Below are 15,258 nucleotides of genomic sequence, written 5' to 3' on the forward strand. Positions count from 1 at the left end.
CGGAGAGGTTCGCCTGTAGTGGGGTCTTGCGCGCGTGGCGCGCCGGGGAAAATCCCTACTGCGCCATCTGGCACACGCGCAGCACTTCGGCGCCGTAGGCATCGAATTTCTTGGCGCCCATGCCGGGAATGCCGTTGAGGTCGTCGAGGCTCGCGGGGTCGCGCTCGGCGATCGCCGCCAGCGTCGCGTCGTGGAAGATCACATAGGCCGGCAGGTTGTGCTCGCGCGCGACTTCGGCGCGCCAGGCCTTGAGGTTGATGAAGCGCACCTGCGCATCGGGGCCCAGGTTGAGTGCCGCGACGTTGGCCTGCGGTGCCCGGCGCGTACGCTTGGCGGCGCTGGCCGTGGCTTCGCGCAGCATCACCTGGGCGTCGCCGCGCAGCACGGCGCGCGAGCCCGGCGTCAGCGCCAGCGTGTCGAAGCTGTGGCCGCTGTCGCTGGTGACCTTGTGCAGACCCAGCGCGCCCGTGGCCAGCAACTGGCGCAGCACGCCGCGCAACTGGGCTTCGGAGTACTGCGCGCCCAGGCCGAACGTCGACAGGCTCTGGTGGCCGTACTGGCGCACTTTTTCGGTGTCCTTGCCGCGCAGCACGTCCATGATGTGGCCCGTGCCGAACGTCAGCTGGCAGGCTTCGTGCACGCGGTAGATGGTCGACAGCAGCTTGCGCGCGGCGTCGGTGCCGTCCCAGACCGCGGGCGGGTTCAGGCAGTTGTCGCAGTTGCCGCAAGGCGTGGAGTCTTCGCCGAAATAGCCCAGCAGGCGCTGGCGCCGGCAGTCGGTGGCTTCGGCCAGCGCGAGCAGCGCGTCGAGCTTGCCGCGCATCACCTGCTTGAAGGTTTCCTCGGCCGGGCTTTCGTCGATCATGCGCCGCTGGTTGACGACGTCGTTGAGGCCGTAGGCCATCCAGGCGTGCGCCGGCAGGCCGTCGCGGCCCGCGCGGCCGGTTTCCTGGTAATAGCCTTCGATGTTCTTGGGCATGTCGACATGGGCGACGAAGCGCACATCGGGTTTGTCTATGCCCATGCCGAAAGCGATGGTCGCGCACATGACGATGCCTTCCTCGCGCAGGAAGCGGTCCTGATGGCGCTGGCGCATTTCGACCGGCAGGCCGGCGTGATACGGCAGGGCCGAGAGGCCGGCGTTCTGCAGCGTCTGGGCGAGTTCCTCGACGCGCTTGCGCGACTGGCAATAGACCACGCCCGCATCGCCCTGGTGCTCGGTCTGTATGAAGCGCTGCAGCTGGGCCGTCGCGTCCTTCTTCTCGACGATGGTGTAGCGGATGTTGGGCCGGTCGAAGCTGCTGACGAACTGGCCCGCCTGCTCGAGCTGCAGGCGCTCGACGATGTCGGCGCGCGTGAGCGAGTCGGCCGTGGCCGTGAGCGCGATGCGCGGCACGCCCGCATAGCGCTCGTGCAGCACCGTGAGCGCGCGGTATTCGGGCCGGAAATCGTGGCCCCATTGGCTCACGCAATGCGCTTCGTCGATCGCGAACAGCGACAGCTGACCGGCTTCATAGAGCGCGTCGAGCAGGCCCAGGAAGCGCGGCGTGTTGAGCCGCTCGGGCGCGGCGTAGAGCAGCGTGATGTCGCCGGTCTGCAGCCGCAGTTCGACTTCCTGCGTCTGCTCGTATGACAGCGTGGAGTTCAGAAACGCGGCATCGACGCCGGCTTCGTGCAGCGCGCCCACCTGGTCGTGCATCAGCGCGATCAGCGGCGAGACCACGATGGTCACGCCCAGCCCCTGCTGCTGGCGCACGATGGCTGGCACCTGGTAGCACAGGCTCTTGCCACCGCCCGTGGGCATCAGCACCAGCGCGTCGCCGCCGGCAATCACATGGCTGACGATCGCCGCCTGCGGGCCACGGAACTGGTCGTAGCCAAAAACTTCTTGCAATACGGACTGCGCGGTGGACAAGCGGATTCTCTCGAAAAAAAGCGGCAAAGCAACGAGCCTGCGAGGCGGCCTGCGCAGGCGCGCTGGCGGCGATCGCAGGGATTGGAAAGACGCCTATTGTGCGCCCGGGGCGCAATTCCGTGGTCCTCGGGCGGCACAGACCTGCGCCGCGCAAGGGCCGGCCAGGCCTTCCTACAATGCAGTCAACGCCTTGTTTCCGCTGGAATTTCCATGTCCCGTTCCCCTGTATCCGGCTCCATGGCCCTGGCCGACAGCGACCGGCTGTTCGGGCCGGCCGACGATGTCCCGATCGCGCTCGACGCCGGCGCCTGGCTGCTGCCCGGCTGGGCCGCGGGCCAGGCGCAGCGCTGGGTGGGCTGCGTGCAGGAAGTGCTGGCCCAGGCGCCATGGCGCACGATGCGCACGCCCGGCGGCCTGCCCATGTCGGTGGCTATGAGCCATTGCGGCCGCTGGGGCTGGGTGTCGGATGCGAGCGGCTACGCCTACAGCGCGACCGATCCGCACAGCGGCCGGCCCTGGCCCGCCATGCCCGAATGGCTGTGGGAGCAGGCGCGTGCGGCGGCGACCGTGGCCGGCTACCCGCACTTCGCGCCCGACTCCTGCCTGATCAACCGTTACGTCGCGGGCGCGAAGATGTCGCTGCACCGCGATGCCGACGAAAGCGACACGCGCGCGCCGATTGTCTCGATCTCGCTGGGCCTGGCCGCGACCTTCCTGTGGGGCGGCCTGGAGCGCTCCGACCGCGTGCGCCGCATGCAGCTCGAACATGGCGATGTGCTGGTCTGGGGCGGTGCGACGCGCCTGGCGTACCACGGCATCAGCCCGCTCAAGGACGCAGTGCACCCGTTGCTGGGCTCCGAGCGTTGGAACCTGACGTTTCGCATGGCAAAGGCACCATACGGCTGTTCGCCCTGAGCAGGTTTAGTTGACAAAAAAGCTGTTTCTTGAGAGGTGGTCAAAGGGCCGCCAAGAATGGCGGCCGCTACACAAGATGGCTGACCGACCACGGGGCCACGCCCAACTTCCTACAATCGGGGGATGAGCCTGCCCCAATACACCCGCGCCAAAGAACTGCCCGCCACCCTTGCCCGCCGCATTGCCATTCTCGATGGCGCGATGGGCACCATGATCCAGCGCTTCAAGCTGGGTGAGGAGCAGTACCGCGGCGCAGGCTATACCGGCCCCGACGCCGTCGGCGACCGCTTCAAGGACCTGCCGCGCGACGTCAAGGGCAACAACGAGCTGCTGAGCCTCACGCGCCCCGACGTGATCCGCGACATCCACGAACGCTACCTGGCCGCGGGTGCCGACCTGATCGAGACCAACACCTTCGGCGCGACCACGGTCGCCCAGGACGATTACCTGCTGGGCCATCTCGCCGATGAAATGAACCTGCGCTCGGCCCAGCTCGCGCGCGCGGCCTGCGACAAGTACAGCACGCCCGATCACCCGCGCTATGTGGCCGGCGCCCTGGGCCCCACGCCCAAGACCGCGAGCATCAGCCCCGACGTCAACGACCCGGGCGCGCGCAATGTCGACTTCGAGACATTGCGCAAGGCCTACCTCGAACAGACGCTGGCGCTGATCGCAGGCGGCTCCGACGTGATCCTGGTCGAGACGATTTTCGACACGCTCAACGCCAAGGCCGCGCTGTTCGCCGTGGACGAAGCTTTCGAGCAGACCGGCGAATGCCTGCCCATCCTGATCAGCGGCACCGTGACCGACGCCTCGGGCCGCATTCTCAGCGGCCAGACCGTGACCGCGTTCTGGCACAGCGTGCGCCATGCGAATCCGCTGGCCATCGGCCTGAACTGCGCGCTCGGCGCGGCGCTGATGCGCCCCTATGTGCAGGAGCTGCACAAGGCCGCGCCCGACACCTTCATCAGTTGCTATCCGAACGCCGGCCTGCCCAACCCGATGAGCGACACCGGCTTCGACGAGACGCCCGAAGTCACGAGCCGGCTGGTGCACGAGTTCGCGGCCGAAGGCCTGGTGAACATCGTGGGCGGCTGCTGCGGCACGACGCCCGAGCACATCGGCGCGATCGCCCAGGCCGTGCGCGCCACGGCCACGCGCCCGCTGTTCTACCCGGCCCAGGCCTGATAACGGCGCACGGTTCCCACGATGAACCTGCCGCTGCCGCCCGCCACCGGACCGTCCACGCCGACTTCCGTGTCGCCCGTGGTCGCGGTGCCGGCCGTCACGGCCGTGGCGGGAGCGGCGCCGGTGGCGCCTGCCCAGCCGGTGGCCCCTGCAGCGCCGGTCCAGCCCGCGCTGAGTCTTTCGGCCCAGGCGCAGCAGGCACTGCGCCTGCAGGTGTTCCAGACGCTGATCGCCCAGCTCGTGACCCAGGTGCAGTCGGGTTCGCAAACCAGTTGGCCGTCGGCGGGTGCTTCTCCCGCGCTGCGTGAGCTGCTCACGGCCTTGGTCGCCCAGGCCACGGCGGGTCTGCCCCAGCCCCAGCAACTGGTCGCGGCCCAGCCCTGGCCCCAGGCCTGGCTCAATACGGTGCTCGCGCCCGCGGCGCCTGCATCCGCATCGACACCGGCGCCGGCAAGCGCTGGCAGCGCCGCAATGCCAGGCAATGCGGCTGCGACCGGCAATGCGGCAGTCGCCGGCGCCGCAGCTGACATGGTGGCAGGCAAGGCAGCGGTTGCCTTGGCCACCACGGTCGCGGCCACTACGGTTGCGCCAGCGCTGCTGACCGCATCGGCTCCCGCGGCTGCGGCGGTTCCATCGACCGCCACCACCGCAGCTGCCCCACCGACAGCAACTATCGCTGCCGCACCCGCGGCCCCGCTTTCCACCGCCGTGGCCACGGCGGCCCCAACGCTTGTCGGCACGGCCACGCCTGACGCGCCTGCGCGCCTGCCGCCCATGCTGACCTGGCTGGTGCAGCAAGGCGTGGTGCAGACGCCCGAAGGCGAGCGCGGCTTCGCGCTTACTTTGCAGGTGCCGCAGGCATGGGCGCAGATGCAGGCGGCGGCCTCGGCAGCGCTGCCCGCGGCCGCTGCCAGCCCTCCGGCCATGGCGCCGCTGCCGACTGCGGGCCCGGTGCCGCTGAAGCTGCCGTTCGCTGCGCCCGCGCAGCAGCTCGAATCGGGCGCGCTGGCCCTGGTTTTGCAGGGCGCGGCCCCCGGGGGAGACAAGCTGCGTACCAGCGCGCTGCTGTGGCTCGATTTCCAGCCATTGCAGGCCACGGCGCAGAACGCGCAGTCGGCAGCGACGGCGCTCGCCGGCCTGCTGCCGTCCACGCAGGCCGCCCAGCAGGCCATGGTGGCGCTGCAGGCAAAGAACGATCCCTGGCTGCAGATGGCCGCGCTGCAGGCCAGCGGACAGCAGCCACGCGACGACCAGCGGCTGCAGGAGCGCCGCACGGGCCTGTGCACCGAGCTGGGCTGCCCCTACCGCGGCAAGGCCAGCTGTGCCCAGCCGTTCTGCGCCGAAATGAACCGCGTCTGGGCGTCCGTGCGCATAGGACCGACGCGGACCTGAGCCGGCGGCCATGCGCGCGTGCGCCGGCTTGCGGAGCCAGACAGCAGCGCATGCAATACGGGCGCCTGCATTTCTTTGATCCAGAGCGATAGTTCCATCCTATCCATTGGTGCGACTGCTGGTTACGGTTTGTGTCAAGGCCTCGTCGGATAGTCCGGCGCCTGCCTTGCCAAGGAGAACCGCCATGCACACCTTTCCCAACGCTGCACGCAGGGCTTGGCTGACCCTGTGCCCTTTTCTGCTGTGCCTTGAAGCCGCATTGGCGCAGACGCAAGAGCCGCCCGACGATTCGTCTTCGGTCCAGGCCATGCCATTGCCGGCGGATGCGACGGCGATAGACGGTCTGCGCGGCGGGCGTTATGGCGCGGTGCGCATGGAAATCGACGATCCGGCGCTGCAGCCCGCGGCGGCGCGCTGGATACGCGATCTGCGTCCAGGCGAACCGATAGACGAAGAGCTGCTGCAGCGCCGGCTGCATCTGCTCAAGGAACTGCCGGGCGTGAACAGCAATGCCATGCTCGGCCCGGGGGAGGAGGGCGGCTTGCGCGATCTCACCGTGACGCTGCAGCGCAAGCCGCGCTACAGCGGTTTCGTGGCCCTGGACAACCACGGCAGCCGTTTCACCGGCGACCAGCGCGCGCGCTTCGGCCTCGATATTCCCAGCCTGTGGACGCTGGGCGACTCGCTGAGCCTGCAAGGCCACCGCCGCTGGCATGGCACCTGGAACCTCTTCCTCGGCTATACCGTGCCGCTGGGCGTCAACGGCTGGAGCCTGCATGCGGAGCTGGACCATAACTACTACCAGCTGCACCGCGAACGTCGTGGATTGAATGCGCAGGGGACTTCGGACATCCTGCTGGTGGAGCTGTCCTATCCGCTGTGGCTGGGCGAAGCCGGCAGCCTCCAGGCGAGCGTGGGAGTGGAGCGCACGCATTCGGATGACAATGCCATGCCGCGCGGCAAGGCGCCGGTCGCAGAGCACCGCACGCTGAACATGCTGCCGTTGAAACTCAATGGCGAGTACAGGGGTGAAAAGAGCAAGACGTCGGGCGAACTGATGCTGGGCCTGGGGCGGCTCAAGCTCGACCATGGACTGCGCGACGAGGACCGCAGCAGTGCCCGCACCGAAGGTCGCTACCGCCTGCTCAGCGCAGACCTGCGCCATGAACAGACCTTGCACAAGGACTGGACGCTTTGGGGCCGTTTTTCCGGCCAGAAAGCCAGCCGCAACCTCGACAGCGAAAAGTGGTTTGCGGCTTCAGGGCCGCAACGCATACGCGCCTGGACCAGTGCCGAAGCCCAGGGCGATGAAGGCTGGCTGCTGCAGGTGGAACTGCGCCACCGCATGGGCCGCGCCGAGCCCTTTGTGTTTGTCGATGCGGGGCAGGTGAAACTGCGGCGCCGGCCGTGGCGGCGCGCCGACAACTGGCGCTCGCTGTCGGGCGCGGGGGCGGGCCTGCGCTGGACGGAGAAGTCCTGGAGCGCGCAGGCCGCGGTGGCCTGGCGCACGGGCGGTCACCGGCCCGGTTCCCGCCTGGGCTACAAGAACCCGCGTATCTGGCTGGCCGCGACCTATCGTTTCTGACAGGTCGCACCGGCCCGGGCGTCAGGGGTACAGGCCGCGCATTTCGCGCGCATGCAGGATGCGCTGGCAGGCGATGATGAAGGTCGCGGTGCGCAGGCTGACCTTGTGGTCCTGGGCCACCTGCCAGACGCCCGCAAAGGCGTCCTGCATGATGCGCACCAGGCGGGCATTGATTTCGTCCTCGCTCCAGAAGAAGCTCGAGAAATCCTGCACCCACTCGAAGTAGCTCACGGTGACGCCGCCGGCGTTGGCGATCACGTCGGGCAGTACCAGCACGCCCTTTTCGTGCAGGATGTCGTCGGCTTCGGGTGTGGTCGGGCCGTTCGCGCCTTCGATCACCAGCTTGGCCTTGATCTGGCCCGCGTTGGCCAGGTGGATCTGGCCTTCGAGCGCGGCGGGAATCAGGATGTCGCAGTTGACGCCCCAGAACTCTTCCTTGGCCAGCACATCGGCGCCGTGGAAACCGCCCACGCCGCCGGTCTGCTGCACATGGCTCAGCAGCGCGGGCACGTCGATGCCCAGGTCGTTGTAGATGCTGCCGCTGTGGTCCTGCACCGCGACCAGCTTGGCGCCGGCTTCGACGAACAGCTTGGCGGCCGTACCGCCGACATTGCCGAAGCCCTGCACGGCGACGCGTGCGCCTTCGATGCGCATGTCGGTGCGGCGCATGGCCTCGACGCCGACGGTGAACACGCCGCGGCCCGTGGCTTCACGCCGGCCCAGCGAACCGCCCAGGTCGACAGGCTTGCCCGTGACCACGCCCGTGGCCGTGGAGCCGGTGTTCATCGAGTAGGTGTCCATCATCCACGCCATGATTTGCTCATTGGTGTTGACGTCGGGCGCGGGGATGTCCTTGTTCGGGCCGATGATGATGCCGATTTCGCTGGTGTAGCGGCGTGTGAGGCGCTCGAGTTCGCCCTTCGACAGCTTCTTGGGATCGACGCGTATGCCGCCCTTGGCACCGCCGTAGGGAACGTTGACGGCCGCGTTCTTGATCGACATCCAGGCCGACAGGGCCATCACTTCGGACAGCGTCACGTCCTGGTGGAAGCGCACGCCGCCCTTGCCCGGGCCGCGGCTGGTGTTGTGCTGCACGCGATAGCCCTCGAAGTGGGCGATGGTGCCGTTGTCGAGTTCGATCGGTACGTCGACGATCAGCGCGCGCTTGGGGCGCTTGAGCGTTTCGACCCAGCGTGCCAGATGGCCGAGATAGGGCGTGACACGGTCGATCTGCTGCAGGTAGATGCCCCAGGGGCCGAGCTTGTCGGCTTGCAGGTAGGAGGGCAGGGGGTGGGCCGGCAGGATGCTGGTCGACGGGGAGGCAGGGGTGTTTTGCATGGAATATTCCAAAGCGTTTGAAGCGGCGGTCACAAAAATGGATGACCTGTTTTTCAGCTTATTCCTGTGACTGCGGCTTGTCCAACGCCGCTTGTTTTGGTTGTTATGCATTTCATGCATAACCATGGATTTGTCCTCTGAAAAGGCCGTCATGGCGCGGCGTTTTTGCGCAAGAATGCAGGCTTTGGCGGGCGGTATTTCCGACCCTAGTTCTGTCACTGTCTTTGCCCGGGAGTTCCATGTCCGTTGATGCCGTTTGCTCCACCTTGCTGCAGGCGCGTGCGCATGCCCACCTGGCCGATGCCCTGCCCTTGGCCGGCCACCTGGCCAGCCAGGAAGAGGCCTATGCCGTGCAGCGCGCCGTGGCCCGTGAGCTGGGCTGGTTTGACCAGGGCACGCCGCATGCCTGGAAGTCGGGCGGCCCCACGCGCGGCGCGCAGCTGACGCATGCGCCGCTGCCCCCGGCCGGCGTCTGGCCCAGCCCGGCGACGGCCGGAGACTGGCCCTTGCATACACGCGGCATAGAAGCCGAAATCGCGCTGCGCCTGGGCCAGGACGTCTCGGTCGCCCAGGCCTGGCAACTGGTGGCCGGCGAATGCGCGGGCCTGATAGATGCGATGGCCGTGAGCATCGAAGTCGTCGAGTCGCGCTGGCAGCAGCAGTTCGCCGCGCCGCCGCTGCTGCTCATGGCCGACCAACTGTGCCATGGCGCGCTGGTCATAGGCGAGTGGCAGGCTTGCGATCTGGTGGGCGCCGCGCCCGACTGGTCGCGCCAGGTCTGCCGGCTGCGCCTGGGCGACGGCGAGACCAGCGTGCACACCGGCACCCATTCGCTGGGCGATCCCGCCTGGCTGCTGGCCGACTGGCTGCGCCATGCAACCATGGAGTACGGCACGCTCAGCGCGGGCACGGTGGTCACCACGGGCAGCTGGGTGGGTCTGGCGCGTGCCCAGGCCGGAGACCGCGTGCATGTGCAGTTCGATGGCGTGGGCGAGGCCTGGCTGCAGCTTTGATCCGCGTCCGGTAAGGAGCGGGCGGCGAGCTCAGGCCGCAGCCATCTGCTTGCCCATCTCCTGCACGAACAGCTGCGCGCCCAGGCCCATGGGCCGCCGCTTGGACCAGACCACGTCGACCCACAGGCGCAGGCCGTTGCTGAGATTGGAAAACGGCATTTCGACCAGCCGGCCGGCTTCGATGCGCGGCGCGACCAGCGAGCGCGGCTGCCAGCCCCAGCCCAGGCCGGCTTCGATCAGGCCCAGCGCGGCGAGGTGGTTGTCGGTGCGCCAGATGTGGCGCGCGTAGACGAAGCGCGCATCGGTCTGGCCCAGGTCGCGGCTCGCGACCACGATCTGGCGCGTGGTCTTCAGATGCTCTTCGCTCAGGGACGCCGCGGGCATGCCTTCGCGCCCCGCGGCCTCGCGGCGCGCGGCTTCGAGCACCGGGTGGTCGGGCGCCATGACGGCGATCAGCGTGTCGCTGCCCACTTCCTGGAAACCTTCGCGCCCGTCGAGGCTGGGGCGCTCGAAGACCAGCGCGAGCTGGGCGCGGCCGGTGTGCAGCAGCGCCAGCGCGTCTTCCTGCGGCGCGGCCAGCACTTCGACTTCGAGCAGCGGATGGGCCTGGGCCAGCGCGGCCAGCGCGGTGGTCCAGCGCGAAGCCAGCAGTTCGGGCGCAATCGCAATGCTCAGCCGCTGCTCCAGCCCCTGGGTCAGCGCCAGCGCCTGGCCGTTGAGCTGCTGCAGCTGCGCGGCCAGCAGCCGCGCCTGCGGCTCGAGCGCGCGTGCGCTTTCGGTGGGCCGGGGCTCGCGGCCGCTGCGGTCGAACAGGTTGAGCTGCAGCTCGGCTTCGAGGTGGGCGATGGCCATGCTCACGGCCGAAGGCACGCGCGACAGCGCGCGCGCCGCGGCCGAAAACGAGCCGTGGTCGAGCACGGCCAGAAACACCAGAACGTTGTCGGAAGAGAAAGCCATGGCCGCAATCTATCAGTAAAACTGAAAGATCCTGACTTTTGTTATCAGTGAAAACCCTTTAAATTCAGCCCATGTCTTTGAATATCTCTTCTCCGAAACGCCAGCTGCAGGGCCCCTGGCGGCGCGTCGTGTATGTCACCCTGTTTGAAGTGTTTGCCATTGCCGCGACCTCTTACGGCCTCGCCGCCCTGACCGGCGAAAGCGCCGCGCACTCGAGCATCGTCGCGGTCATGACCTCGGCGATTGCGGTCGCCTGGAACGTGGTCTGGAACGGCCTGTTCGAGCGCTGGGAAGCGCGCCAGGCGCGGCGCGGCCGCGGCTTCGCGCGCCGCGTCGCGCATGCGCTGGGCATGGAAGGCGGCCTGGTCGTGATGCTGGTGCCGCTGTTCGCCTGGTGGTTCAAGGTGAGCCTGTGGCAGGCCTTCCTGATGGACCTCGGCCTGCTGCTGTTCTTCCTGGTCTACACCTTCGCGTTCAACTGGGCGTTCGACCGCGTGTTCGGTCTGCCGGCGTCGGCGCAGGGCCAGGCCTTGCCTCAATCTGTGGCCACCGGGGCTTCGTAAGCCAGCTCCAGCTTGTAGGCCAATCCCAGGAACAACGACTGCGCCAGCGCCAGCGTGCTCGTGAGCGAACGGAAACCGAAAGTCGCGCCGTCCTGGGCGATCAGCACCACCTTGGCCTGCGCGGCCAGCGGGCTCAGCTGGCTGTCGGTGATCGCGATCAGCTGCGCCCCCCGGGCCACGGCCGCCTGCGCCATCTCCAGCGTTTCCTGCGCATAGGGCGCAAATGACACCGCGAGCATCACATCGCCGGGGCGCAGCGCGCGCAATTCGAGCTGCTGCATCGCGCCCAGGCCGTTGAGCCAGTGCACGGCCTTGCCCGTGTGCTGCAGCGCATAGGCGAGGTAGGCGCCGACCGGGAACGCGCGCCGGGACGCCGCGAGCCAGATCGCGGGCGCCTGCACCATCAGATCGACGCCGGCCTCGAAGCGGTCGTCGGGCAGCTGGCGCTGCAAGGCCTGCAGGCTGTCGACGCTGCGCTCTATGACTTCGCGCGCGAGCTGGCCCACGGCCAGCGTCTGCGCGCCCGGAACGATCAGTCCGCGTATGCGCTCCTGGTAGCCGCGGTTGGGCGCGAGCTGGCGCTCGGCGTCGGCGCGGAACAGTGCCTGCAGCTCTGAGTAGCCGCTGAAGCCGAAGTGCTTGGCGAAGCGCACCACGGCCGACGGCTGCACGCCGCAGGCCTCGGCCGTGGCCTGCACGCCGTCGAGCACCAGCCGGTCGCGGTGCATTTCCACATGGCGCGCAATGGCCTTGAGCTGGCGGCTCAGGCTGTCGAACTGCGCCTGCACGACCGCCAGAAAGGCCGCGGTATCCGCAAACCCCGCAGGGGATTGGGATGGCTGCGGCGTTTCCTCGGGTGTTGTTCTATTTTTCATAAATTTAGAAAATATTTTCTATATCGGATTATCATCCGTTGGCGAAGATTATCCGGCGGGGCCTGCGCGCTGCCGATGTGACCAACAAGGAAACCATGAGCACGCTGCCTTTTCCCGCCGACCGCCCCTATGACGTCGCCTGCCTCGGGCGCCTGGCCGTCGATCTCTATGCCCAGCAGATCGGCTGCAGTCTCGAGGAGGCCAGCAGTTTTTCCAAGTACCTCGGCGGCTCGTCCGCGAACATCGCTTTCGGCACGGCCCGACTGGGCATGCGCTCGGCGATGATCTCGCGCGTTGGCAACGAGCAGAACGGCCGCTTTCTGTGCCGCACGCTGCAGCGCGAAGGCTGCGATGTGAGCCAGGTGAAGGTCGACGCCGAGCGCCTCACGGCCATGGTGCTGCTGGGCATCAAGGACCAGGATACGTTCCCGCTGCTGTTTGCGCGCGAGAACTGCGCCGACATGGCCTTGTGCGAGGACGATATCAATGAGGAATTCCTGGCGCGCTGTCGCAGCCTGGTGATCACCGGCACCCACCTGAGCACGCCCGGCGTGCTCGGCGCGAGCCGCAAGGCACTCGAAATCGGCGGCCGCCACGGCCTGGTGCGCGTGCTCGACATCGACTACCGCCCCGTGCTGTGGGGCCTCACGGGCAAGGGCGACGGCGAGACCCGCTACATAGGCAACGACCAGGTCAGCGCGCATCTGCAGCAGCAGCTGGGACTGTTCGAGCTGATCATAGGCACCGAAGAGGAATGGATGATCGCGGGCGGCGCCGAGGGCGACCTGATGGCCAGCCTGCGGCGTGCACGCGAATGCACGGCCGCGGTGTTCGTCGTCAAGCGCGGCCCGCTGGGCTGCTCGATCATCGACGGCGCGATTCCCGCGGCCATGGACGACGCACTGACGGTGCTGGGCGAACGCATAGAAGTGCTCAACGTGCTGGGCGCGGGCGACGCGTTCGCGTCGGGCCTGCTCGCCGGTCTGCTGCGCGGCAAGTCGTTCGCCGAGGCTGCGGCCATGGCCAACGCCTGCGGCGCCATCGTGGTCTCGCGCCACGGCTGCGCGCCCGCCATGCCCACGCCGGCCGAACTCGCGCACTGGTTCTCGGGCCGGCGCCAGGTGCGGCCCGATCAGGACCCGCAGCTCGCTCATCTGCACCGCGTGACGGCCGCGCGCCCGGCCTGGCCCGAGCTGTGCGTGCTGGCCTATGACCATCGCTCGCAGTTCGAGGAACTGGCCGACCAGGCCGGCGCCGACCGTGCGCGCCTGCCCGGCCTCAAGCGCCTGATCAACCGCGTGGTCGAGGATGTGGAGAACGACCCCGGCTGCAAGGGCCGCATGGGCGTGCTGATCGACGGCCGCATAGGCGAAGCCGCGCTGCACGACGCCACCGGCCGCGGCTGGTGGGTGGGCCGCCCAATTGAGCGCCCGGGCTCGCGCCCGCTGCGTTTCGACGGCACGCATTCGCTGGCCTCGCAGCTGCAGCACTGGCCGCGCGAGCAGACCGTCAAATGCCTGGTGTTCTACCACCCGCAGGACGCGGCCGCGCTGCGCGCCGAGCAGGAAGAGTGGCTGCAGCAGGTGTGGGAAGCGACGCGCGCCAGCGGCCACGAACTGCTGCTCGAAGTGATTCCGCCCAAGGAGCAGATCGCCGCCGACGACAGCGGCGAATGCGTGGTGCAGACGATTGAACGCTTCTACGACCTGGGCTTCAAGCCCGAGTGGTGGAAGGTCGGCGCGATGTCGCGCGCCCAGTGGCTGGCGCTCGAGGCGCTGGTGCAGGCACGCGACCCCTACTGCCGCGGCGCGGTGATCCTGGGGCTGTCGCAGCCCGTGGACCAGCTGATCGCGGCCTTCGCCCAGGCACCGGCCTCGCTGGTCAAGGGCTTCATGATAGGCCGCAGCGTCTGGTCGGCGCCGGCCCTGGCCTGGCTGCGCGGCGAGATCGACGACGCGGGCCTGCAGGCCCAGGTCGCGGCCAATTTCCGCCAGCTGATCGCGGGCTGGCGCGCGAGCCGCGCTGCGGCCGGCGTGGAACAACACAGCGCGCTGCGCGCAGGAGCTAACGTATGAGTCTTCTCGTCAAGGCCCAGCCGGGCCGCATCGTCACCGACATCACGCCCGCGTCGGCGGGCTGGCGCCACATCAGCTTCAAGGTGCTGCGCCTGCGTGCGGGTGAGGAAGAGGCGCTGCAGACCGGCGGTCTCGAGCTGTGCCTCACGGTGCTCGCGGGCAGCGTCGACGTGCGCGTGGGCGGCGTGCTTTACAGCGCGCTGGGCAACCGCGCGTCGGTGTTCGAGGAACGCGCGCCCGCGGCGCTGTATGTGCCGCCGGGCCGCGGCGTGCATATCAGCGCCTCGGCCGAAGCCGAAGTCGCGCTCAGCCTGGCACCCGCCAAGGGCCTGCTGCCCGAGCGCGTGATCGCGCCGGAACAGATGAAGCGCAGCGTGCGCGGCAAGGGCAGCAACACGCGCTTTGTCTGCGACATCCTGCCCGAATCGGAGCCCGCCGAAAGCCTGCTGGTGGTCGAAGTGATCACGCCCGCGGGCAACTCGTCGAGCTATCCGCCGCACAAGCACGACAGCAGCGATCCGGCCCAGCCGAATGCCGAGACCGTGCTCGAGGAAACCTATTACCACCAGATCGATCCGCAGCAGGGTTTCGCCTTCCAGCGCGTCTACACCGACGACCGCTCGCTCGACGAAACCATGGCCGTCGAGCACCGCGACACGGTGATGGTGCCGCGTGGCTACCACCCCTGCGTCGCGCCGCATGGCTACGACCTGTACTACCTCAACACCATGGCCGGACCGGAGCGCCGCTGGGCTTTCCGCAACGATCCGGCGCATGAATGGATGCTCGCAACGACCTGAGTCGCCGCAAGTGTGAAAGCGCCCCGGAACGGGGCAAAAAAATCAAAAAACCAGGAGACAAAGACATGAAAAAGCGGCAATTGATTGCGCTGCTGGGCGCAGCGCTGTGCGGCGCGGGTCTGGCACAGGCCCAGACGGCATTTCCCGCGCAGCAGGCGGTGAAATGGGTCGTGCCCTACGCACCCGGAGGCACGACGGACGTGATCGCGCGCAACCTCGCGATCGGCATGTCCAAGGAGCTGGGCCAGACCGTGGTGGTCGAGAACAAACCCGGCGCGGCGACCATCATCGGCGCCACGCAGATCGTGCGCTCGCCCGCCGACGGCTACACCGTGGGCACGGCCGATTCGGGCACGCTGGCGTTCAACCCGGCGATGTACCGCAGCCTGAGCTACGACGCGCAAAAGGACTTCAGCTTCATCGGCGGCCTGGGCCGCATGCCGCTGGTGCTGGCCGTGCACCCCGATTTCCCGGCGAAGAACATGCGCGAGTTCCTGGCCCATGTGCGCAGTCATCCGGGTGAAGTGACGTCGGGCTCGTCGGGCCCGGGCTCGCCGCTGCATGTGGCGCTGGAGCTGTTCAAGCAGCGCACCGGCAGCAACCTGCTGCATGTGCCCTACAAGGGCTCGGCGCCCGCGCTGC

13 protein-coding genes are annotated in these 15,258 nt (G+C 68.3%); 9 read left to right on the forward strand and 4 right to left on the reverse strand.

The genetic code is table 11. The features are described 5' to 3' along the window. Positions 1 to 55 precede the first annotated feature (55 nt). Positions 56 to 1,915, reverse strand: a complete 1,860-nt coding sequence (gene recQ / locus KHY18_RS17790; RefSeq protein ID WP_213302810.1) for a DNA helicase RecQ — start codon at positions 1,913 to 1,915, stop codon at positions 56 to 58. 210 nt (positions 1,916 to 2,125) lie between these two features. On the opposite strand from recQ, the gene alkB reads away from it, so the two are divergent. The 4 genes from alkB (at position 2,126) to KHY18_RS17810 (ending at position 6,995) form a co-directional block, all read left to right on the forward strand. After that, positions 2,126 to 2,830 (forward strand): DNA oxidative demethylase AlkB, encoded by a 705-nt coding sequence (gene alkB / locus KHY18_RS17795; RefSeq protein WP_502769146.1) that lies wholly within the window; start codon positions 2,126 to 2,128, stop codon positions 2,828 to 2,830. A 123-nt stretch (positions 2,831 to 2,953) separates the two neighbouring features. Further along, complete coding sequence (locus tag KHY18_RS17800) at positions 2,954 to 4,018, forward strand: homocysteine S-methyltransferase family protein (protein WP_213302813.1); 1,065 nt, start codon at positions 2,954 to 2,956, stop codon at positions 4,016 to 4,018. Between the two features lie 21 nt (positions 4,019 to 4,039). Next, on the forward strand, positions 4,040 to 5,410 hold the full coding sequence (locus tag KHY18_RS17805; protein ID WP_213302816.1) for a Fe-S oxidoreductase: 1,371 nt from the start codon (positions 4,040 to 4,042) through the stop codon (positions 5,408 to 5,410). A gap of 184 nt (positions 5,411 to 5,594) precedes the next feature. Then, positions 5,595 to 6,995 carry a ShlB/FhaC/HecB family hemolysin secretion/activation protein gene (locus tag KHY18_RS17810; protein WP_213302819.1) on the forward strand — a complete coding sequence of 467 codons (1,401 nt, stop codon included), beginning with the start codon at positions 5,595 to 5,597 and terminating at the stop codon, positions 6,993 to 6,995. Between the two features lie 21 nt (positions 6,996 to 7,016). Here KHY18_RS17810 and KHY18_RS17815 read toward each other — a convergent pair whose 3' ends face one another. Further along, a complete protein-coding gene (locus KHY18_RS17815) occupies positions 7,017 to 8,333 on the reverse strand; it encodes a Glu/Leu/Phe/Val family dehydrogenase (RefSeq protein ID WP_213302822.1) in 1,317 nt (438 codons plus the stop codon). A gap of 239 nt (positions 8,334 to 8,572) precedes the next feature. Between KHY18_RS17815 and KHY18_RS17820 the strand changes: the two genes are divergently transcribed. Beyond that, positions 8,573 to 9,346 carry a fumarylacetoacetate hydrolase family protein gene (locus KHY18_RS17820; protein ID WP_213302825.1) on the forward strand — a complete coding sequence of 258 codons (774 nt, stop codon included), beginning with the start codon at positions 8,573 to 8,575 and terminating at the stop codon, positions 9,344 to 9,346. A 30-nt stretch (positions 9,347 to 9,376) separates the two neighbouring features. Here the strand turns inward: KHY18_RS17820 and KHY18_RS17825 are convergent, their stop codons facing one another. After that, positions 9,377 to 10,303, reverse strand: coding sequence for a LysR family transcriptional regulator (locus tag KHY18_RS17825; protein WP_213302828.1), 927 nt, complete (start codon positions 10,301 to 10,303; stop codon positions 9,377 to 9,379). A gap of 104 nt (positions 10,304 to 10,407) precedes the next feature. Here KHY18_RS17825 and KHY18_RS17830 point away from each other — a divergent pair, with 104 nt between their 5' ends. Then, positions 10,408 to 10,866 (forward strand): PACE efflux transporter, encoded by a 459-nt coding sequence (locus KHY18_RS17830; RefSeq protein ID WP_213302847.1) that lies wholly within the window; start codon positions 10,408 to 10,410, stop codon positions 10,864 to 10,866. On the opposite strand, the gene KHY18_RS17835 is transcribed toward KHY18_RS17830, so the two are convergent. Further along, positions 10,839 to 11,741, reverse strand: coding sequence for a MurR/RpiR family transcriptional regulator (locus KHY18_RS17835; RefSeq protein ID WP_213302831.1), 903 nt, complete (start codon positions 11,739 to 11,741; stop codon positions 10,839 to 10,841). The two genes, KHY18_RS17830 and KHY18_RS17835, sit on opposite strands and share 28 nt — an antisense overlap. Positions 11,742 to 11,836: 95 nt before the next feature. On the opposite strand from KHY18_RS17835, the gene KHY18_RS17840 reads away from it, so the two are divergent. The 3 genes from KHY18_RS17840 to KHY18_RS17850 all read left to right on the forward strand — a co-directional run. Further along, complete coding sequence (locus tag KHY18_RS17840; RefSeq protein ID WP_213302833.1) at positions 11,837 to 13,816, forward strand: bifunctional 5-dehydro-2-deoxygluconokinase/5-dehydro-2-deoxyphosphogluconate aldolase; 1,980 nt, start codon at positions 11,837 to 11,839, stop codon at positions 13,814 to 13,816. After that, on the forward strand, positions 13,813 to 14,616 hold the full coding sequence (gene iolB / locus KHY18_RS17845; RefSeq protein ID WP_213302835.1) for a 5-deoxy-glucuronate isomerase: 804 nt from the start codon (positions 13,813 to 13,815) through the stop codon (positions 14,614 to 14,616). The genes KHY18_RS17840 and iolB overlap by 4 nt, the downstream gene beginning before the upstream one ends. A gap of 65 nt (positions 14,617 to 14,681) precedes the next feature. Next, positions 14,682 to 15,258 (forward strand): Bug family tripartite tricarboxylate transporter substrate binding protein (locus tag KHY18_RS17850; RefSeq protein WP_213302838.1); only part of this gene is annotated, 577 nt, incomplete at its 3' end.

It is taken from the genome of Acidovorax sp. CCYZU-2555, from assembly GCF_018413525.1.
Taxonomy (GTDB): domain Bacteria; phylum Pseudomonadota; class Gammaproteobacteria; order Burkholderiales; family Burkholderiaceae_C; genus Comamonas.

What these genes read in the sequence shown, in the direction of transcription:
- alkB (WP_502769146.1), top strand. Translation starts at nt 2,126, where the DNA reads ATGTCCCGTTCCCCTGTATCCGGCTCCATGGCCCTGGCCGACAGCGAC.
- KHY18_RS17800 (WP_213302813.1), top strand. Translation starts at nt 2,954, where the DNA reads ATGAGCCTGCCCCAATACACCCGCGCCAAAGAACTGCCCGCCACCCTT.
- KHY18_RS17805 (WP_213302816.1), top strand. Translation starts at nt 4,040, where the DNA reads ATGAACCTGCCGCTGCCGCCCGCCACCGGACCGTCCACGCCGACTTCC.
- KHY18_RS17810 (WP_213302819.1), top strand. Translation starts at nt 5,595, where the DNA reads ATGCACACCTTTCCCAACGCTGCACGCAGGGCTTGGCTGACCCTGTGC.
- KHY18_RS17815 (WP_213302822.1), bottom strand. Translation starts at nt 8,333, where the DNA reads ATGCAAAACACCCCTGCCTCCCCGTCGACCAGCATCCTGCCGGCCCAC.
- KHY18_RS17820 (WP_213302825.1), top strand. Translation starts at nt 8,573, where the DNA reads ATGTCCGTTGATGCCGTTTGCTCCACCTTGCTGCAGGCGCGTGCGCAT.
- KHY18_RS17825 (WP_213302828.1), bottom strand. Translation starts at nt 10,303, where the DNA reads ATGGCTTTCTCTTCCGACAACGTTCTGGTGTTTCTGGCCGTGCTCGAC.
- KHY18_RS17835 (WP_213302831.1), bottom strand. Translation starts at nt 11,741, where the DNA reads ATGAAAAATAGAACAACACCCGAGGAAACGCCGCAGCCATCCCAATCC.
- KHY18_RS17840 (WP_213302833.1), top strand. Translation starts at nt 11,837, where the DNA reads ATGAGCACGCTGCCTTTTCCCGCCGACCGCCCCTATGACGTCGCCTGC.
- iolB (WP_213302835.1), top strand. Translation starts at nt 13,813, where the DNA reads ATGAGTCTTCTCGTCAAGGCCCAGCCGGGCCGCATCGTCACCGACATC.